The sequence below is a fragment of the Sphingomonas sp. ACRSK genome (assembly GCF_022346685.1).
Lineage (GTDB): Bacteria > Pseudomonadota > Alphaproteobacteria > Sphingomonadales > Sphingomonadaceae > Sphingomonas > Sphingomonas molluscorum.
In genome coordinates, this window is sequence record NZ_JAKRNR010000010.1 from 90,996 (window position 1) to 110,253 (window position 19,258).

The 19,258-nt window shown below is 68.8% G+C and carries 20 protein-coding genes; 12 read left to right on the forward strand and 8 right to left on the reverse strand.

The genetic code is table 11. The annotated features are described in order from the left end of the window. Window positions 1-33 precede the first annotated feature (33 nt). A complete protein-coding gene (locus MHZ35_RS07510) occupies window positions 34-891 on the reverse strand; it encodes an SDR family oxidoreductase (protein WP_239435051.1) in 858 nt (285 codons plus the stop codon). 75 nt (window positions 892-966) lie between these two features. Continuing rightward, window positions 967-1,299, reverse strand: a complete 333-nt coding sequence (locus MHZ35_RS07515; protein ID WP_239435052.1) for a DUF6496 domain-containing protein — start codon at window positions 1,297-1,299, stop codon at window positions 967-969. Between the two features lie 76 nt (window positions 1,300-1,375). Here MHZ35_RS07515 and MHZ35_RS07520 point away from each other — a divergent pair, with 76 nt between their 5' ends. Continuing rightward, the gene (locus MHZ35_RS07520) at window positions 1,376-1,777 is read left to right on the forward strand and encodes a hypothetical protein (protein ID WP_239435053.1); all 402 of its coding nucleotides are present in this window, start codon (window positions 1,376-1,378) and stop codon (window positions 1,775-1,777) included. A 1-nt stretch (window position 1,778) separates the two neighbouring features. Here the strand turns inward: MHZ35_RS07520 and MHZ35_RS07525 are convergent, their stop codons facing one another. Next, entirely contained in the window at window positions 1,779-2,135 is a 357-nt protein-coding gene (locus tag MHZ35_RS07525) for a hypothetical protein (protein WP_125959147.1), read from the reverse strand. 139 nt (window positions 2,136-2,274) lie between these two features. On the opposite strand from MHZ35_RS07525, the gene glpX reads away from it, so the two are divergent. From glpX to MHZ35_RS07565, 8 genes are all read left to right on the forward strand, one after another. After that, window positions 2,275-3,240 (forward strand): class II fructose-bisphosphatase, encoded by a 966-nt coding sequence (gene glpX, locus MHZ35_RS07530; RefSeq protein WP_239435054.1) that lies wholly within the window; start codon window positions 2,275-2,277, stop codon window positions 3,238-3,240. After that, the gene (locus MHZ35_RS07535; protein ID WP_239435055.1) at window positions 3,237-3,983 is read left to right on the forward strand and encodes a CPBP family intramembrane glutamic endopeptidase; all 747 of its coding nucleotides are present in this window, start codon (window positions 3,237-3,239) and stop codon (window positions 3,981-3,983) included. Before glpX ends, MHZ35_RS07535 begins: the two co-directional genes overlap by 4 nt. A gap of 49 nt (window positions 3,984-4,032) precedes the next feature. Continuing rightward, window positions 4,033-5,898, forward strand: a complete 1,866-nt coding sequence (locus tag MHZ35_RS07540) for a CocE/NonD family hydrolase (protein ID WP_239435056.1) — start codon at window positions 4,033-4,035, stop codon at window positions 5,896-5,898. Between the two features lie 93 nt (window positions 5,899-5,991). Continuing rightward, on the forward strand, window positions 5,992-6,507 hold the full coding sequence (locus MHZ35_RS07545; RefSeq protein ID WP_239435057.1) for a 2Fe-2S iron-sulfur cluster-binding protein: 516 nt from the start codon (window positions 5,992-5,994) through the stop codon (window positions 6,505-6,507). Beyond that, window positions 6,504-7,481 (forward strand): FAD binding domain-containing protein, encoded by a 978-nt coding sequence (locus tag MHZ35_RS07550; protein WP_239435058.1) that lies wholly within the window; start codon window positions 6,504-6,506, stop codon window positions 7,479-7,481. Before MHZ35_RS07545 ends, MHZ35_RS07550 begins: the two co-directional genes overlap by 4 nt. Continuing rightward, window positions 7,478-9,700, forward strand: coding sequence for a xanthine dehydrogenase family protein molybdopterin-binding subunit (locus MHZ35_RS07555; RefSeq protein ID WP_239435059.1), 2,223 nt, complete (start codon window positions 7,478-7,480; stop codon window positions 9,698-9,700). Before MHZ35_RS07550 ends, MHZ35_RS07555 begins: the two co-directional genes overlap by 4 nt. A 45-nt stretch (window positions 9,701-9,745) precedes the next feature. Then, entirely contained in the window at window positions 9,746-10,669 is a 924-nt protein-coding gene (locus tag MHZ35_RS07560) for an XdhC family protein (protein ID WP_239435060.1), read from the forward strand. Continuing rightward, window positions 10,656-11,273, forward strand: coding sequence for a nucleotidyltransferase family protein (locus MHZ35_RS07565; protein ID WP_239435061.1), 618 nt, complete (start codon window positions 10,656-10,658; stop codon window positions 11,271-11,273). The genes MHZ35_RS07560 and MHZ35_RS07565 overlap by 14 nt, the downstream gene beginning before the upstream one ends. On the opposite strand, the gene MHZ35_RS07570 is transcribed toward MHZ35_RS07565, so the two are convergent. The 5 genes from MHZ35_RS07570 to MHZ35_RS07590 all read right to left on the reverse strand — a co-directional run bounded on the left by MHZ35_RS07570 (window position 11,242) and on the right by MHZ35_RS07590 (window position 17,878). Then, on the reverse strand, window positions 11,242-12,450 hold the full coding sequence (locus MHZ35_RS07570; protein WP_132882447.1) for an ABC transporter permease: 1,209 nt from the start codon (window positions 12,448-12,450) through the stop codon (window positions 11,242-11,244). The genes MHZ35_RS07565 and MHZ35_RS07570 overlap by 32 nt on opposite strands. Next, a complete protein-coding gene (locus MHZ35_RS07575) occupies window positions 12,450-13,175 on the reverse strand; it encodes an ABC transporter ATP-binding protein (protein WP_239435062.1) in 726 nt (241 codons plus the stop codon). Before MHZ35_RS07575 ends, MHZ35_RS07570 begins: the two co-directional genes overlap by 1 nt. Beyond that, window positions 13,165-14,574 (reverse strand): efflux RND transporter periplasmic adaptor subunit, encoded by a 1,410-nt coding sequence (locus MHZ35_RS07580; protein WP_239435063.1) that lies wholly within the window; start codon window positions 14,572-14,574, stop codon window positions 13,165-13,167. The genes MHZ35_RS07575 and MHZ35_RS07580 overlap by 11 nt, the downstream gene beginning before the upstream one ends. After that, window positions 14,574-16,094, reverse strand: a complete 1,521-nt coding sequence (locus MHZ35_RS07585; RefSeq protein WP_239435064.1) for an efflux transporter outer membrane subunit — start codon at window positions 16,092-16,094, stop codon at window positions 14,574-14,576. Before MHZ35_RS07585 ends, MHZ35_RS07580 begins: the two co-directional genes overlap by 1 nt. A 137-nt stretch (window positions 16,095-16,231) precedes the next feature. Next, window positions 16,232-17,878 carry a peptide MFS transporter gene (locus MHZ35_RS07590; RefSeq protein ID WP_446741026.1) on the reverse strand — a complete coding sequence of 549 codons (1,647 nt, stop codon included), beginning with the start codon at window positions 17,876-17,878 and terminating at the stop codon, window positions 16,232-16,234. A 111-nt stretch (window positions 17,879-17,989) separates the two neighbouring features. Here MHZ35_RS07590 and MHZ35_RS07595 point away from each other — a divergent pair, with 111 nt between their 5' ends. The 3 genes from MHZ35_RS07595 to MHZ35_RS07605 all read left to right on the forward strand — a co-directional run bounded on the left by MHZ35_RS07595 (window position 17,990) and on the right by MHZ35_RS07605 (window position 19,248). Further along, window positions 17,990-18,571 carry a nitroreductase family protein gene (locus MHZ35_RS07595; protein ID WP_239435065.1) on the forward strand — a complete coding sequence of 194 codons (582 nt, stop codon included), beginning with the start codon at window positions 17,990-17,992 and terminating at the stop codon, window positions 18,569-18,571. Window positions 18,572-18,609: 38 nt separating this feature from the next. Then, a complete protein-coding gene (locus MHZ35_RS07600) occupies window positions 18,610-18,960 on the forward strand; it encodes a GntR family transcriptional regulator (RefSeq protein ID WP_239435066.1) in 351 nt (116 codons plus the stop codon). Window positions 18,961-19,023: 63 nt separating this feature from the next. After that, window positions 19,024-19,248, forward strand: coding sequence for a hypothetical protein (locus tag MHZ35_RS07605; protein WP_125959132.1), 225 nt, complete (start codon window positions 19,024-19,026; stop codon window positions 19,246-19,248). Window positions 19,249-19,258 lie beyond the last annotated feature (10 nt).

The following is a 19,258-nucleotide window of genomic DNA, read 5'->3' on the forward strand; positions in this document are numbered from 1 at the left end:
TTGTTGCCGCAGTCGTTGCGCTTGCGAAAGGGGTTACAGGATCGGCTTGCCGCCCGTCACCGCCACCGTCGCACCGGACACGTAGCTCGCCTCCTCGCTGGCGAGCATCACGTAGACGGGTGCAAGCTCCGCGGGCTGGCCTGCGCGGCCCATCGGCACGTCCTTGCCGAAGTTCTCGACCTGCTCCGGCGGCATCGTGGACGGGATCAGCGGCGTCCAGATCGGGCCGGGCGCGACGCAGTTCGCGCGGATGCCCTTCTCCGCCAGAAGCTGGGAGAGTCCGCCGGTGAAGTTCTGGATCGCGCCCTTGGTGGTGGCATAGGCGAGCAGCGTCGGCTTGGGCGTGTCGGCGTTGACCGAGGTCGTGTTGATGATCGCGGACCCCGGCTGCATGTGCGGCACCGCGGCCTTGGTCAGATAGAACATCGCGTGGATGTTGGTTCGGAAGGTCTTGTCCCACTCCTCGTCCGGAATGTCGGTGATCGCATCGAACGTCATCTGGTGGGCGGCGTTGTTGACCAAGATGTCGAGCCCGCCGAAGGCTTCCACGGCCTTGTCCACGATTGCGCGGCAGTGCGCCGCGTCGCCGATGTCACCCGGCACCAGCACGGCCTTGCGTCCGGCATCCTCCACCAGGCGTGCGGTCTCCCGCGCGTCTTCGTCTTCGTTGAGGTAGGAGATCAGCACGTCGGCCCCTTCGCGGGCGAAGGCGATCGCCACCGCGCGGCCGATGCCGCTGTCGCCGCCGGTGATGATCGCACGGCGCCCCGCCAGGCGCCCGGAGCCGCGGTAGCTGTGCTCGCCATGGTCCGGCCGCGGCTTCATTGCTGCCGTGGTGCCGGGGGGCGATTGCTGCTGTTCGGGCTGCGGTGGCATCGGGCGATCGGTCATGTGTGGCTCCTTCGCTCCGCGAACGGCCGACGGGGAGGCGGGTTCCGGCGTGGTGCGTGCGGCGCAGGCGAATGCTCAGCCGACGGCTTTCTCCAGCTGCGCCTTGCTCATCTTGGAACGACCGGGGACGTCCTGCTTCTTCGCCTTTTCGTACAACTCTGCCTTGGTGGGGCCATCGCGACCGCCATTCCCGCCGCTGCTGCGCTCCCGCCGCTTGGTCTGGGCGAGGCGGCGCTTGTTCTCGGAAGGGCTCTGCTGATTGGACGCGCCTGCCTCGCTCAGTGCGATCGCAACCGCCTGCTTGCGGCTCTTCACCTTGCGACCCGAGCCGGACTCCAGCTCGCCTTCCTTGAACTCGTGCAGGACCCGTTCCATCGTGTCCTTCTGGGCCTTGCTCTGTTTGGCCATGATCGCTCTCCTCGGGCGCATGGAACGCGCGGACCTGCGGCGCGCTCAATTGGTCGACAACGCGCGGAGGCGAGAAATGGCACAGCCGGAACGGGGAGCGGGCGGCGGAACGGTCGTCGGATGGAAGCTGGACGCGAGCGAACGCGCAGCACTGCTGGCGCGGTTCCCGCCGCGCTGGCCGGACACGATCGCGGACCACGTCACCTTACGTTCCGGAACCGACCCAGGGACGCCCCTGCCGACCGTGGAGGCGGGCGAGGTGGTCGGCTGGGCCGACGACGGAGAAGGGCTGCAGGCGCTAGTCGTCGCGATCGGCGGCAGCACCGCCCGGGACGATGGCAGCACCTATCACATCACCTGGTCGCTGGATCGTGACGCCGGACGCAAGCCGGTGGAGAGCAACCGGCTGTTGGCAGAACGCGGCTGGCAGCGGTTGGACGCGCCGATCCCGATCCGGCTGCGGCCTGCCCGCTTCTAACTCAGGGTGCGATCGGCCGCGGCTTCGACACGCCGACGCCTCGGCTGTTCGCGGTCGCAGTCGCGCCGATCATGCCGCACCCTTCGTAGGAGGCGGCAAGCCCGCAGGCGAGATGCGGCATCTTCACCAGCCGCTCGCGTTCTCCGATCGCGTCGATGATGCGCGGGTCCCCCGGCGTGGGTTCCAGGATCGGCACGCGGTACTCGTCGGCATCGCGCAGGGCGCACACGACGATTTCGCCCGATTCCGCATCTGCCTCGCACCGGTACTCGGCCCGTGTCGCTTCCCGATACTGCGCCATTGCGGCGTCCACGTTCGCCTGTTGCGCCATCACCACCAGCAGCAGATCGAACGGCATCGGCACCTCCGGGGGGCACGCGCGAATCGGAACCGGCCGAGTGTGCAGGATCCGACGCGAAACGCCAGCGCCTTCGCTCGACAAGCGGGCGCGCCTTCCCTATCGCCGGCCCATCATCATACGGAGCAGAAGCACAGCCATGCAGACCGCCAGCCAGGTTCTTGATCGCGTCCTCGTGCTGGAGATGGTCCGTGTGACCGAAGCCGCCGCCATCGCCGCCTCCACCCTGGTGGGACGTGGCGACGAGAAGGCGGCGGATGCCGCCGCCGTCGAGGCGATGCGGGAAGCGCTCAATGGCCTCGACATGGACGGCACCGTCGTGATCGGCGAGGGTGAGCGCGACGAGGCACCGATGCTCTTCATCGGCGAGAAGGTCGGCACCGGCCAAGGGCCGGCGATCGACATCGCGCTCGATCCGCTGGAAGGCACCACCATCTGCGCCAAGGCCGGGCCGAACAGCCTGGCGGTGCTGGCGATCGCCGAGGAGGGCGGGCTGCTGAACGCGCCGGACGTCTACATGGACAAGATCGCCGTCGGCCCGGGCTATCCCGCCGGCGTCATCGACCTGGACAAGACGCCGACCCAGAACGTCGAGGCGATCGCCGCGGCCAAGGGCGTGAAGCCGCACGAGATCATCGCCTGCGTGCTCGACCGTCCGCGTCACGAGGCGCTGATCGCGGAGCTGCGCGCGATCGGCTGCGGCGTGGTGCTGATCGGCGATGGCGACGTGGCCGGGGTGATCGCGACCACCGATCCCGACACCACGATCGACGTCTACATGGGCACCGGCGGTGCACCGGAGGGCGTGCTCGCCTGCGCGGCGCTGCGCTGTGTCGGCGGCCAGTTCAAGGGGCGGCTGCTGTTCCGCAACGACGACGAACGCGGCCGTGCCGCCAAGTGGGGCGTCACCGACCTCGACAAGCAGTATGATCTCACCGAACTGGCGCGCGGCGACTGCATCTTTGCCGCGACCGGCGTCACCGATGGATCGCTGCTCGCCGGGGTCAAGCGCATGCGCGGCAAGATGACCACCGAGAGCGTGGTGATGCGCGCCAGCTCCGGCACGGTGCGCTGGGTCAAGGGCGAGCACCGCATCGACGCATGACCCTGGCGCTGCTCGCGCTGGCACTCGCGAGCTACGTCTGGTTCCTGAAGGGTGCGGCGCTGCTGCGGCGCTGGCGCGGCCCAGGGGCAGGCCGCTCCCGCGTGGAGCGGCTGCGGCGCTGGATCGCGCGGGCGTGGCTGCTGTTCGGCGCCTTGCCGCTCGTCGCGGTGGCGCTGCTCGGGCAGCTGGACACCCTGTGGCGGCTCCCGGACCCGTTCGTGCCGCTCGCCCTCGCCGTGCGTACCGCGTTGGTCGGGCAGGGCGTTCCGGCGGACACCGGTCTGCTCGCCGCGGCAGTGGCAGGCGGGCTTGCAGGCGGTGCCAGCGTCGGCCTGCTGATCGCCGCCTGGCGTCGCCGGCGGGGCCGCGGCGACCTCCACATCGGCCACGTCGGCGGGTTGCTGCCGCGTTCCCGCACCGAGCTACGCTGGGGCGCTGCGGTCGCGATCACGGCCGGGATCGTGGAGGAGCTCTTCTTCCGGCTGCTGCTGCCTCTGCTCGTCGCCCAGGTGAGCGGCAGCGCCCTTGCCGGCTTCGGTGTCGCGACGCTGCTGTTCGGGCTGGCGCATGGCTACCAACGGCTTGCCGGCATGGCCGCCACGACGCTGGTCGGCGGGCTGTTTGCCGCACTCTATCTCTACAGCGGCACCCTGTGGCTGGCGATGCTCGCCCATGTGCTGCTCGACCTCAACAGCCTGGTCCTGCGTCCGGCCTTTGCTGGTGCGTGGCGGAGGCGGCATTGACGGCTGGGTGTGTTGCTTGAATACTACGCCGGAATGAAGGGGAAGAACGATGATGCTGGGACGGGCGCTGACGGGAATGGCATTGCTGCTGGCGGGTGCCAGCGCGGGATCGCTGGCGGGCGCCAGGCCGCAGCAGGCGGCACCTGCCGCTCCCCAGGCGCGCTACAGCTACAGCCAAGTGATGGTGCCGATGCGCGACGGCACCCGTCTGCAGACGGTGATCCGCCGGCCGCTCGACAAGCAGGGTCCGCTGCCGATCCTGCTCCAGCGCTCTCCCTATGGCGTGCCGCCTGCCAGCGCGGTCGGCCGGGAGCGCAGCCTCGAGTTCATGGAGCCGGACGGCTATATCCTCGTCCACCAGAACATGCGCGGCCGCTTCGAGAGCGAGGGCAGCTTCACCATGTCGATGGCGCTCCAGCCGCAGGGGGCACAGGGCGTGGACGAGGCGACCGACGCCTATGACACGATCGACTGGCTGGTGAAGAACGTGCCTGCGAACAACGGGCGGGTCGGCATGATGGGCGTGTCCTACCCCGGTTATGCGGCCGCCGTCGCGCTCGCGCGTCCGCATCCGGCGCTCAAGGCCGTCAGCCCCCAGGCGGCGTGGAACGACTGGTGGATCAACGACGATCTGCATCGCTACGGCGCGATGCGGCTCTCCTACGCGACCGACTGGCTCTACCCGCTCCAGAACAACAAGCAGGGCGAGAGCTTCGAAACCGGCGCCTATGACAGCTACGAATGGTTCCTGAAGCTCGGACCGATCGAGAACCTCGACAAGCGCCACTTCAAGGGCAGCGTGCCGCAGCTGACGCAGATGATCGAGCACCCCGATTACGACAGCTTCTGGAAGGGCCAACACTGGACCGACCGGCTGGGCCGCTCGACCGTGCCGACGCTGCATGTGGCCGGCTTCTGGGATCAGGAGGACCCGCTCGGCAGCTGGAAGATCTATGAAAAGATGGAGGCCGATGATCCGGCCAACAACAACATGATCGTGGGCGGCCCCTGGGCGCACGGCAGCTGGCGCCAGGCTGCAAGCGACTTGGGCCATTTCCCGATCCCTGGCACCAGCGGTACCGATTTCCGCCGCGACATCGAGGCGCCGTTCTTCCGCTACTGGCTGCACGGCAAGGGACCAAAGCCGGGGTTCGAGGCGAAGATGTTCCAGTCGGGCAGCTGGACGTGGAAGAGCTATCGCAAATGGCCCGCGCCCGGCACGACCGCGACCGCACTCTACCTGCGCGCAGACGGCTCGCTGTCGTTTGAGGGCGCGGGAGACGCCGGCCAGTGCCGGGAGTTCGTGTCCGATCCTGCAAACCCGGTGCCGTTCCGCGAGCGGCCGATTTCGCCCACCTATCCGTCGCTCGAATGGCGGTGGTGGGAGGCGGCGGACCAGCGCTTCGTCGAGAACCGGCCGGACGTGCTCAGCTGGACGAGTGCGCCGCTGGAGAAGGATCTGACGGTGACGGGCGATGTGGCGGCGACGCTGATGGCCTCCACCTCCGGCACCGACAGCGACATGGTCGTCAAGCTGATCGACGTCTATCCCGACGACGCCGAGCCCACGCCGTCTCCGACGCAGATGGGCAACTACGCCAAGTCGCTCAACGGCTATCGCCTGCCGATCGCGATGGAGGTCCGGCGCGGGCGCTGGCTCGACGACTGGTCGACGGCCAAGCCGCTGGTCCCGAACCAGGTGCGCGCCTGGGACGTCCCGCTGCGCGACCATGATCATGTGTTCAAGGCGGGCCACCGCATCATGGTGCAGGTGCAGTCGAGCTGGTTCCCGGTGATCGACCGCAACCCGCAGAAGTTCGTGCCCAACATCTACAAGGCGAAGCCGGAAGACTTCGTGAAGGCGACGCAGCGGGTGTGCACCGGCAGCAAGGTGACGTTGCCCGTCATGCGCTGAGGCGGCGATCGGGCGCTATTTCCTTGCGAGTGGATCGCAACAGGAAATAGCGCCGCGTCCCGGCGTTGCTCCTTTTCCAGGGAGGAGCGCCCGATGCAGTTCAGGATCAACGGCCAGACTTATACGGCGGAGGTGGACGTGCGCACCTCGCTGCTCGACCTTGCGCGCGAGCATCTGGGGCTGACCGGCAGCAAGAAGGGCTGCGACCACGGCCAGTGCGGCGCCTGCACGATGCTGGTCAACGGCCGTCGCATCAACAGTTGCCTGACGCTGGCGGTGATGCACCAGGACGACGAGATCACGACGATCGAGGGGCTGGGTGCCCCCGGCGCCTTGAACCCGATGCAGGCGGCATTCGTGAAGCACGACGGCTTCCAGTGCGGCTATTGCACGCCGGGGCAGATCTGCTCGGCGACAGGCATGCTGGACGAGGTGGCAAAGGGTTGGCCGAGCCATGTCACCGCCGACCTCGACTCGGTGGAGTTCACCGACGCGGAGATCCAGGAGCGGATGAGCGGCAATCTGTGCCGCTGTTCGGCCTACCCCAACATCGTCGAGGCGATCCGCGAGGCCGCCGAGGGCCAGCGGCTGGCGGAGGCAGCGGAATGAAGCCGTTCCAATATGCGCGGGCGACCACGCCCGAGGACGCGGCACGCGCCGGTGCGGCGGAAGGCACGAAGTTCATCGCGGGCGGCACCAACCTGCTCGATCTGATGAAGCTGCAGGTGGAGACGCCCGAGCAGATCGTCGACATCAGCCGCCTAGACCTGAATCAGGTGGAGGAGACGGAGGACGGCGGCCTGCGCATCGGTGCGCTCGTGCCCAACGCCGATCTCGCCGCCCACCCGCTGGTACGACAGCGGTACGAGGCGCTGTCGCGGGCGCTGCTGGCTGGGGCATCCGGGCAGCTGCGCAACAAGGCGTCGACCGGGGGCAATCTGCTCCAGCGGACGCGCTGCTATTACTTCTACGAGACTGGGGACGCCTGCAACAAGCGGACGCCAGGCAGCGGCTGCGCGGCGCGCGACGGCTTCAACCGCATCCATGCCGTCCTGGGCGCGTCCGAGGCGTGCATCGCGACGCATCCGTCCGACATGGCGGTCGCGATGCGCTTGCTGGACGCGACGGTCGCGACCCAGCTGCCGGACGGCGATCGCCGTCGCCTGCCGATCGCCCACTTCTACCGCCTGCCCGGTGACACGCCGCACATCGAGAATGTGCTTCGGCCGGGCGAGCTCATCACCCATATCGAGCTGCCAGCCCCGCCGCCGGGGCGGCAGCTCTATCGCAAGGTGCGCGACCGCGCTTCCTATGCCTTTGCGCTGGTGTCAGTGGCGGCGGCGATCGCGGTCGAGGACGGACGCATCGCGTCGGCAAAGCTCGCCTTTGGCGGGCTCGCGCACATGCCGTGGCGGGACGGCGCGGTCGAGGAAGTGCTGGTGGGCCAGGCGCCTTCCGACGCGCTGTTCGCGACCGCGGCCGACACGCTGCTGCGCGAGGCACGCGGCTATGGCCATAACGACTTGAAGATCCCGCTCGCGCGACGCGTCCTGATCGCGACCCTCAAGGAGCTCACCGCATGAGCGACAGCACCACGCTCAAGATGGACGTGCCCGTCCCCGCCAGCCTGCTCGATGTCGGCACGCAGGGGCTGATCGGCCGGCCGCTCGACCGCATCGACGGGCCCCTGAAGGTCGGCGGACGGGCGACCTATTCGGCGGAATATGCGCTGCCGGACCTAGCGTACGGTTATCTGGTGCAGGCGAAAGCCGGACGTGCCCGCGTCACCGGCATCGACACGACCGAGGCGCTGGCGATGCCGGGGGTGCTCGACGTGGTGGTCGACCTCGACACGTTCATCCGCAACCCGCAGCAGGGCGGCTCCAACAAGGCGCCGACGCAGGGTGTCGAGGAGATCCACTATTTCGGCCAGGTGGTCGCGATCGTCGTCGCGGAGACCTTCGAACAGGCGCGGGATGCCGCCGCTCGCGTGCACGTGGCCTTGGAGGACAAGCCGGGGCTGTTCGAGTTCGACGCGCGCCTGGAGGAAGCCCACAAACCCAAGGGCGGATCGACCGAGCCGCATGTCGCGACCGGTGACCCGGACAAGGCGCTGGCGCAGGCACCGGTGGTGCTCGACGCCGTCTGGACCACGCCCAGCCAGAACAGCGCCGCGATGGAGCCGCATGCCTCGACGGCGGTGTGGGAAGGGGATGCGCTGACGGTCTATGGCTCGTACCAGATGCCCGCGTCCGACAAGCAGCAGCTTGCGCAGGCCTTGGGGATGAAGCCGAAGAAGGTGCGGATCATCTCGGCCTATGTGGGCGGCGGCTTCGGCTCGAAGCTCGGTATCGCGCCGGAGGTGGTCGCAGCGGCGCTTGCGGCGCGCAAGCTCGGGCGGCCGGTGAAGACGGTGATGAGCCGCCAGCAGGTGTTCGATGCCACGATCCGCCGATCCAACACGCACCAGCGGATACGGCTCGGTGCAGGAGTGGATGGGCGACTGACGACGGTCGTGCACGAAACCGTGTCGAGCAACATCGAGGGCGAGGAGTATTTCGAGCCGGCGGGTGTTTCGACCCACTTCCTCTACGCCGGCGAAAACCGCCGCATCACCCACGATCTGTTGCCGATGAACTGGCTGTTGTCGGGATCGATGCGCGCGCCCGGGGAGGCGGCAGGGATGCTCGCGCTCGAAGCCGCGATGGACGAGCTTGCGGAGAAGCTGGGCATGGACCCGGTCGAGCTGCGCAAGATCAACGATCCCGAGCAGGATCCGCTGAAGGGCGTTCCCTTCTCCACCCGGCAGCTGACGCGCTGCCTGGACGAGGGTGCCGCGGCGTTCGGCTGGAAGGACCGCAACCCGACGCCGGGTGCAAGGCGCGAGGGCGAATGGCTGATCGGTCACGGCATGGCCGCGTCCGCGCGTTCCAACCAGTTGCAGGAGTCGCAGGCGCGGGTCTCGATCGGCGCGGACGGCCGCGCCACGGTCGAAACCGACATGACCGACATCGGCACCGGTACCTACACGATCCTCGCGCAGATCACCGGCGAGCTGCTGGGGCTCCGGCCCGAGTGGATCGACGTGCGGCTGGGGGATACGGACACGCCGCCGGGTGCGGGTTCGGGCGGTTCCTGGGGCGCCAGCAGCAGCGGATCGTCCGTCTATCTCGCGTGCGAGGCGCTCCGCGCAAAGATCGCAGCGGCCATGGGCTGCACCGAGGAGGAACTCACCCTCAAGGACGGGCGCGCGATCGCGCAGAACCGCAGCGTTCCGCTGTCCTCGCTGGTCGGCGAGGGGCTCTCTGCCGAGGGCACCATCAAGCCGGGGAAGCTGGAGGAGGAGCGGCGCCAGGCCTCCTATGGCGCGCACTTCTGCGAGGTGCGGGTGAACGCCGTCACCGGCGAGGTGCGGGTGAAGCGCTTCGTCTCGACCTTTGCCGCCGGCCGGATCCTCAACGAAAAGACCGCGCGATCGCAGTGCATGGGCGGCATCGTGTTCGGCATCGGCGCGGCGCTGACGGAAGAAGTGGTGCACGATCCGCGCTCGGGACGGGTCGTGAACCACGACCTCGCCGAATATCACGTGCCGGTGAATGCCGACATCCCGCAAATCGAGGTGCATTTCCTGCCCGAGCGCGACCAGTTCGCCAACCCGCTCCAGTCGAAGGGGTTGGGCGAGCTCGGCATCTCGGGGGCGGGCGCGGCCGTCGCCAACGCCATCTACAACGCGACCGGCGTCCGGATCCGCGATTACCCGCTGACGCTCGACAAGCTGCTGCCCGGACTGCCGGCCGTATGAGCCGGGACGGTTGCTGCGGGGCTGCGGATCTGCGAGCGGGTGCCGATGGCCGATAACGACAGTGTCCTTTCCGCCGCGCGCGCCTGGCAGGGCGAGCCGCTCGCCATCGCCACGGTGATCTCGACCTGGGGGTCGGCGCCGCGCCCGCGCGGGAGCCACATGCTGGTCCACGCCGATGGACGGTTCGAGGGCTCGGTGTCGGGCGGTTGCGTGGAGAGCGATATCCTCGCCACCGCTGCCGAGGTGATCGCCGGCGCGCCGTTCCAGCGCAAGCGCTACGGCGTCGCCGATGCGGCTGCCTGGGAAGTCGGGCTGCCCTGCGGCGGCGAGATCGAGGTGATCGTCCAGCCGGTCTCGGCAATGGGCTTCGACCCCGAGCTGTTCGACCGCATCGCCGAGGCGCGCGCAGACGGCCAGGCGCTGACGGTCGAGACGGATCTGGAGACGGGGCACAGCACGCTTCGCGACGAAGGCTCGGCCGAAGTCTTCCGCAACCGCTATGATCCGCCGCGGCGGCTGCTGATCGTCGGGGCGGTGCAGATCGCCCAGTCGCTCGCGGCGCTCGCCACGACGCTGGGGATCGCGACGGTGGTGATCGACCCGCGCGCGCGCTTTCTCACCGCAGAGCGCTTCCCCGGGGTGGTGCTCGACGATCGCTGGCCCGACGAGGCGATCGAGGCGTTGCGCCCCGATCCGGCGACCGCGGTGGTCACGCTCAGCCATGACATCAAGATCGACGATCCCGCACTGATCGCCGCGCTTGCGAGCCCCGCGGCCTATGTCGGCGCGCTGGGATCGAAGCGCAGCCATGCCGCGCGGCTGGAGCGGCTGGCCGCGGCCGGCGTGTCCGCCGATGCGCTGGCGCGGATCGACGGTCCGGTTGGGCTCTCGATCGGTGCAATCGGGCCTGCGGAGATCGCGCTGTCGATCGCCGCGGCGATGGTCCAGGCCTTCCATGCTCCGCGCTGAAGACACCGCGCTGGTGCTGCTCGCGGCCGGCCGCTCGCGCCGGTTCGGCGACGTGGACAAGCTCACCGAGCCCTTCCTCGACCAGCCGCTCGCCTATCATGTGGTGACGGCGCTGGAGGCGGTGCCGTTTCGCTGCCGGATCGCAGTGGTCTGCCAGACCAGCCTGGACTTCGCATCGCGTGGCTACACCGTGGTCGAGAACCCGGACGCCGAGGACGGCCAGGCCGGATCGCTCCGGCTGGGCGTGCAGGCGGCGATCGACCAGGGAGCGTCCGCGGTGCTGATCGCGCTCGCCGACATGCCGCGGGTGACTGCCACGCACATCTATCGGCTCCTCGACTATGCGGAGGGGCCGGATGCCGTGATCGCGTCGAGCAACGGCGTCCACCCGACGCCCCCGGCGCTGTTCGGGGCCGATCATTTCCCCGATCTGCTGCGTTGCTGCGGGGACGAGGGCGCGCGCGCCCTGGTGCGTGGCGGGCACCATGTGATCACGCGCGCGGACGAGTTGATCGACATAGACACGCCCGAAGACTTGGCGGCGCTGCGCGCTGCCTATGAGGTCAAGACGGTCATTCGTGCCGGAGCGCGTCGATCGGATTGAGCCCCGCGGCCCGCCGCGCCGGGAAATAGCCGAAGACCACGCCGATCAGCGCTGCGATCGCAAAGGCGATGAGGTTGATCTGCGGTTCGAACAGATAGGGGACCTGCATCACCGGGGCGAGGGCGAGCACCGCCAGCTGCGCGATCACCAGCCCGACGACACCCCCCAGGCAGGACAGCGCGATCGCCTCCACCAGGAACTGCATCAGCACCTCGCGCGCGACCGCACCGATCGCCAGGCGGATGCCGATCTCCCGCGTGCGCTCCGTCACCGACACCAGCATGATGTTCATGATGCCGATCCCGCCCACCACCAGGCTGATCGCGGCAACGGCAGTGACGATGCCGGTGAGGAGCGTGGTCGTGCCGGTGAGCGTCGCCGAGATCTGCGCGGTGTCGAAGATGTTGAAGTCATCCTCCTTGCCGCCGCTGATGTTCCGACGTTCGCGCAGCAGGTCGCTGATCGACGCCTGCACCGTGCTGCTTTCATAGGCGGCATCGACGCCCACCAGCAGCAGCCGGATGTCGCGGCTGCCGGTGAAGCGGCGCTGCACCGTCTTGATCGGCATGATGACCACGTCATCCTGGTCGCCGCCGAAGCCTGCCTGGCCGCGCGTCGAAAGCGTCCCGATCACGTCGCACGAGACATTGCCGATGCGGAACCGGTGGCCGACCGCTTCGCCGCCCCGGAACAGGTTCTGCCGGACTGTGTTGCCGATGATGCAGACCGCCTTGCCCGCCTGTTCCTCGGCCGGCTGGAAGGTCCGGCCGGAGGTGAGCGGCCAGGGCTGCACACGGAAATAGTCGTTGGTGGTGCCGTTGATCGTGGTCGACCAGTTGGCACCGTTGTAGATTGCCGTGGCGGTCGACTGCGCCTGGGGCGCAACTGCATTGACGCCCGCGACCTGCTCGCGGATCGCCTCGACGTCCGCTTCCTTGAAGTCAGGCGGGCGAGGGCCGCCGCCGCCGCGTCCGAAGCCCTGGCCGGGGCGGATCTGAAGGATGTTGGTGCCGAGTGCCGCGATCTGGGACTGCACGGCCGAGGTAGTCGCCTTGCCTAGCGTCACCATTGTGACGACCGCAGCGACGCCGATGATGATGCCCAGCGTCGTCAGGAACGAGCGCAGCTTGTGCCGCAGGATCGATCGGACCGCGAGCAGGATGGTGGTACCCAGCATCAGTCGACCGTCTCGCCCTGGTGATGATTATGGTCGACGCGCTCGACCAGTCCGTCCTTGAAGTGGATGACGGTGCGTGCGAACGCGGCCATGTCCGGTTCGTGCGTGACCATCAGGACGGTGATGCCGCTCTGTGCGTTCAGCTCGCTGAGCAGCTTCATGATCTCGACGGACCGCTCGGAATCGAGGTTGCCGGTCGGCTCGTCGGCAAGCAGCACGTCGGGCTGCGTCACGATCGCCCGGGCGATGGCGACGCGCTGCTGCTGGCCGCCCGAAAGCTCGGCCGGGGTGTGGTCCCACCATTGCTCGAGCCCGACCTTGGCCAGCGCCGCCATCGCCGCCTCACGACGCTGGGCCTTGGCGTCGCCGCGGTAGAGCAGGGGCAGCTCGACATTCTCCAGCGCGCTGGTGCGGGCGAGCAGGTTGAACCCCTGGAACACGAAGCCGAAATAGCGGCGCCGCAACAGCGCCCGCTCGTCGTTCCCGAGGGTCTCGACATGATGCCCGCGGAACTCGAACGTTCCACTCGAGGGGACGTCCAGACAGCCGAGGATGTTCATGGTGGTCGATTTGCCCGAGCCGGAAGGCCCCATCACCGCCACGAAGTCGCCGGCTGCGATGTCCAGGTCGACGCCCTTCAGCGCCTGGAACTGGGTCGCCCCCTCACCATAGACCTTGGTGATGTTGCGCAGGCGGATGATCGGCGCGGCGGGGTCACTGGCCACGCTGGCCTCCCCCGCCGCCGGACCCGCGCTGCGCGCGCGACTGGCCGCCGCCTGCCGGTGCGGTCTGCCCCGCCGCCAGCTGGCCGGTGATGACCTTCATGCCCGGTCGCAGGCCGCCGCCCACCACTTCGGTAACCTGGCCGTTGGTGTTGCCAGTGGAGATCTGCACCGGCTGCGGCTTTCCGTCCTCGCCCAGGATGTAGACGGTCTGCTGACCGCTCTTGGGGGGCGTCGCGCTCTTTTCCGCGCCGCTGCTGCGCCGCCGCGGTCCCGGCAGGAGCGCGCCGGTGATGCCGCCGCTGCCGCCGCCGCTGCCCGCCGCGGCGGTATCGGCTGCCGGCGTGAAGCGGAGGGCGGCGTTCGGCACCAGCAGCACCTGGGGGCGCTCGACCGTGACGATCTCGGCCGTCGCGGTCATGCCGGGGCGCAGCCGCAGCTCCGGGTTTTCTACACTCAGCGTCGCCGCATAGGACACGACCTGGCCGGTGGTGCTGGTCGTCGTGGTGGAGGAGGATGAGGTCGAGCTGGCCGTCAGGTTCGAACCCAGGTCGACCCGGGTGATGCGCGCCGGGAAGGTGGCGCCCGGAAAGGCGTCGACCGTGAAGTCCGCGCGCTGGCCCTCCTTCACCTGGCCCACGTCCGCCTCGTCGATCGCGACCTCGAGCTTCATCGAGGAGAGGTCCTCGGCGATCACGAACAGGGTGGGGGTATTGAAGGACGAGGCGACCGTCTGCCCCGGCTCGATCTGGCGGGCGAGTACCACGCCGTTCACAGGCGAGCGGATGACGGCGCGGGTGCGCTCCGTCTGGTTGGAGTTGAGCTGCGCGCGTGCGGAGACGACATTGGCCTCGGCCGCACGCACGGCGGCGACCGCACGGGCCGCGGCGGCGCGTGCCGTTTCCAATTCTGTCTTGGCCGGAACCCGGCCGCCCGAGAGGCGGCTTACCTCTTCCAACCGGGCCAGCTGCGCCCGCGACTCCTGCTGGGTCGCCTTGGCCGTGGCCACGTCTGCCAGCCGGGCATTCAGCGCCGCCTGGCTCTGCCGGATGGAGTCGTCGAGCCGCTCGGGGTCGATCAGGGCGAGCGGCTGGCCCGCGGTCACACGGTCGTTGACGTCCACCGCCACCTCCGTGATCAGGCCCGAGAGTTCGGAACCGACCTCCACCTGATTGGTGGGGGCGAGCTTGCCGGTGGCGGAGACGGTCACGGTCAATGCGCCCCGGTTCACCGGTTCGGTCGCATAGGACACGCCGTCTGCACCGCGGAAGCAGCGCGACAGTGCGAAGATCAGCAGCAGCAGGACGACCGCGACGACGACCCACTTCAGCCGCTGTCGCCAGCGGGGCACCGGCTTGGCACCCAGGAAGTCGTTGAGTTCGGTGGAGGTGGGGTCGGCCATCAGCGATCCTGCGGGGTCTGTTCGGGCGGGGCGACGGCGGGGAAGCTGCCGGTGATGCGGGGGGTGTCACGGGTGTCGCCGCTGGGAATGGCGGCGGCTTCCCAGCCGCCCCCCAGCGCGGTGAAGAGCTGGACAAGCGCGCTCGCCTGGTCGGCCTGCGCCTGGACGAGGCCGTTGCTCGCCGAAAGCAGCGCGGCTTCGGCCTGGTTCAAGGTCGTGAAGTCGGTCAGGCCCGCACGATATTGGCTGCGCGAGAGGATCGCGCTGTTGCGCGAGGCGTCCAACGCCACCGCGAGTTCCCGGGCGCGGCGCTGCGCCGCGTCGAGCGCGACGATGGCGTTCTCCACGTCCTCCAGCGCCGTCAGTACCGCCGAGCGGTAGGTGAGCAGCGCGCCCTCGGCTGCCGCTTCCTGCGAACGGACCTGCGAACGCAGCCGCCCGCCGTTGAAGATCGTCTGGGTGAGCCCCGCGAAGAGGCCGCCGCTGATCACGTCGGTAAGATCGCTGAGGCTGGTGGCGTTGGTATCGATGCTGCCGCTGATCGCGAGCGCGGGATAGAGCTGTGCCCGCGCCACCCCGATCTGCGCCGTGGCGGCCGCCAGGTTGCGCTCCGCTGCCAGCACGTCGGGACGCTGCCGGAGCGTGTCGGCGGGGATGCCCACGCCGATCGGCGTCGCGGCGATCGGGATCGGGCGCGTGGCCGCCATCGCCTCCTTGAGCGCGCCGGGCGCGCGACCCGTCAGCACGGCAAGACGGGAGACCGCCGAGTTGTAGTTCGCCTCGATCGTCGGGATGGTGGCCGCGGTCTGCGCCCGCTGGGCCCGCGCGGTCTCCTCGTCGAGCGAGGAGACGAGGCCTGCCTGTACGCGGAAGCCGGCGATCTCCAGATTGTCGTCCTGAAGCGCCAGCGAACTGCGGGCGTTAGCAAGCTGTGCCTGGGTAAGCCGTGCGGTGACGTAGTTGCGGGCGATCTCGGCCTGTTGCGCGATCAGCACCGTCGCGTAGTCGAAGCGGCTCGCCTCTTCGCTCGCGCGGCTGGCTTCGATGGTGCGGCCCACTCCGCCGAACAGGTCGGCCTGATAGCTGGCGTCCGCGCCCAGCGTGAAGCTGCCGCCGCTACCGCGGCTGATGTTGGTGACGGTGCCGTCGGGAAGCGTGACCGCGGCATTTCCGCCGCGCACGTTGAAGTTGCGCGAATAGCCGGCAGATCCGGACAGGCTGGGCAGGAGGCTGGCGCGGGACTGCAGCAGGGATTCGCGTGCCTGCCGCAAGCGGATCACCGCCTGGGCCACGTCGAGGTTGGTGGCCGCCGTTTCCGCTACGAGTTGGCCCAGCAAGGGGTCGTTGAAGCGTTCCCACCAGCGCGCGAGATCCTCACGCCGGTTCTGGTCCGCTGCGACGGAGTAGCGATCGGGGACGCCGAGCTCCGCGGAGGAAGCGGGCCGGTAATCCGGCCCCATCGCGCAGGCGGACAGGACGGCGGGAGCGGCGAGGAGAACGGAAAGACGCCGGATCGACATGGGCGCGACAAGAGCCGCGTATGGCGGCTTCGTCCACTGTTTTCTTGTCGCGAATTGTAACGTCGATCCGGCTGTCGATCATGTGGAAGCCCCTGACGGGACGCCGGAGCGCTTGCCGGAAGCGCCCCGGCGACCGCTCAGCGGGTTTCGTTGCTGGTGTTGAAGCCTGCCGCCTTGGGCTCGCCGATCTCCTGCTCGCCGGCGAGCGCATGGTCGACATCGTCCTCCAGCGTCTCGAGGTGCATCAGCCGCTTCACGAAAGGCGACACCAGCAGCACGGCCACGCCGATGCCGATCGTCCACCAGCCGATGGTGTCGTAGACGGCGAGCGTGCCTTCCTTGGTCATCACGCCGCCTTCGCCCCCGGTCGCCTCGCCGATCTTGCCCGCGACGAACTGGCCGACCGCCGTCATGTAGAACCAGGCGCCCATGATCAGGCTGGCCAGCGTCTTGGGCGAAAGCCGGTTCATGGCCGACAGGCCGACCGGCGACAGGCAGAGCTCGCCCGAGGTCTGGAACAGATAGACCAGGAACACGAACAGCACCGGCGTCGCGACACCCGGGCCGACCGAATTGGCGCCCCAGACGAACACCAGGAAGGCAAAGCCCACCTGCAGCAGGGCCAGGCCGAACTTGGCGGGGGTCGACGGTTCGAGCCCGCGCTTGCCCAGCCACACCCACAGCCAGGCGAAGATCGGCCCCAGCAGCACGATGTAGAGGGGGTTGATCGACTGGAAGATCGACGCCGGCACGCCACCGCGATCGACATAGCGGTCGGTGTAGAGGTTGAGCGAACCGCCCGCCTGCTCGAACAGGCCCCAGAACACTGGGTTCAGCGCGATCAGGAACAGGATCACCCACAGCCGGTGCCGTGCCTCGCGGTCCACGCGGAACGACTGGAACAGAACATAGCCCAGCAGCGCGAAGCCGCTGACGGCGAGCAGTACCTCGATCACGTCGCGGTACTGGATCAGCGCCCAGGCGACGGCGATCGAGGCGAGGCCGAGGCCATAGAGCACATGCTCGAAGCGGATGCCGCCGACCTTGCGGGCCAGGGCTGCCGGATCGGGGGACTCGCCATGGCCCAGCAGCAGCGGCTTGAACCCGACGAAGACGATCAGGCCCAGCAGCATGCCGACACCCGCGGCGCCGAAGCCGTAGCTCCAGCCATAGGTCTCACCCAGCCAGCCGGCCAGGATCGTGCCCAGCGTCGCGCCGGTGTTAATGCCGATGTAGAAGATCGTGTAGGCGCCGTCGCGGCGCACGTCGGTGCGCGGATAAAGCTGGCCGACGATCACCGAGATGTTGGCCTTCAGGAAGCCGGTGCCGACGATGATGAAGGCGAGCGCCAGCCAGAAGACGTTGATGGCGGCCCCGCTGTTGCCGCCGCCGTCGCCTTCGAAGCCCATCATCGTGTGGCCGATCGTCAGCAGGATCGCGCCGAACAGCACGGCCTTGCGCTGGCCCAGATATCGGTCGGCGAGATAGCCGCCCAGCACCGGGGTGACGTACACCAGGCTGTTGTAGGCGCCGTAGATCAGGTTGGCCTCGCCGTCGCTGAACAGCCAGTGCTTGGTGAGGTAGAACACCAACAGCGCGCGCATGCCGTAGTAGGAGAAACGCTCCCACATCTCGGCGAAGAACAGGACGTACAGGCCCTTGGGATGGCCTGCGAACTCGGGCTTGCTGCTCATCGCGATGGACGCGCCACCGACGAGCAGTACCAACAGAAAGGCAACGGCGATTGCCGGGATGACAGCCACTAGATTCCCCTTTGAAGCCATGGCGGCGCCCCGGTTTCCCGGGCGCCTGGCGTGCATGGCGCGCGAGACTAGCGGAGAATCGCGGCGTGCCAAGCAGTTGTTGCCTGCGCGCCATGCCGCTAGGTCCGCTGCATGACCTTCAACGACCGCACCACGCCGCTCTCGCTGCTCGCCACGCGCCGCTCGGGCAAGCCGCGCGAGATGGTCGCTCCCGGCCCCACGCCCGAGCAGATCGACGCGATGCTCGCGCTTGCCGCGCGCACGCCGGACCATGGCAAGCTGGCACCGTGGCGGTTCGTCGTGGTGCCGGACGATCGGCGCGCGGCGTTCAACGCGATGCTGGCCGATGCCTATCGCACGGAAAAGCCTGACGCAGGCCGGCTGGAGCTGGATGCGATGGCGAACTTCGGCGTGCCGGCCCCCGCCTTGGTGGTGGTACTGTCCTCGCCCCGCCCGGACAGCCACATCCCGCTTTGGGAGCAGCAGATGTCGGCCGGCGCCGCTGCCATGAACCTGCTGCACGCCGCCCATGCCATGGGCTTCGTCGCAAGCTGGATCACGGGCTGGCCGAGCATGTCGCCGACCGTGCGCGACGCGTTCGGCAGCGATCCGGAACGGGTCGTCGGCTTCGTGTTCATCGGCACGGCAGGCAAACCCCTGGAGGAGCGGCCGCGGCCGGATCTCTCCGCGGTGGTCAGCCGCTGGGACGGCTGAGGGGTGGACGCATTGCTCGGTTGCTGTATTAAGGCAGCATGGCAGTAATCGAGAACGACGACAGCCCCGTCTACCTGAAACTCCGCGCGATCGTGGCTGCCGCCATCCTGCGCGGCGAATATCGGGCAGGGGACCAGCTCCCCTCGGTCCGCGCCTTTGCCGCAGAGCAGGGGGCGAACCCGCTCACGGTCGCAAAGGCCTATCAGACCTTCCAGGACGACGGGTACGTCGAGGTGCGGCGCGGAGTCGGCATGTTCGTGCTGCCCGGTGCCGCCGAACGGCTGCGGCTTGCCGAGCGGGAGCGCTTCCTGGCCGGAACTTGGCCGCGGGTTCGCGAGCAGATCGCGCTGCTGGGTCTGGATCTGCACGACCTGCTCGAGCACGCCTGACGCCTCGTCGGGAACCGCGCACGACTCGGCGACGTTCTCCCCTGTTGATAAAGGGGAAAGATCATGCGGCAGAGCAGCAGTTTCGTGCCCGGCGCGACCGGGTACCGGGTCGCCTACCGGCTATCGGAGACGAATCATTGCCCGGGCTGCGGGCAGAGCCACTGGTTCGTCGGCCGCATGTCGGCCGAATGCGCGTTCTGCCATACCGCCTTGCCGATCAGCGGCGTGCACAGCCTCGGCAACGGAGTGACCCGCACGTCTCCCCGACCGCCGCTCCTGGCGGCCTGACGACTGGCGC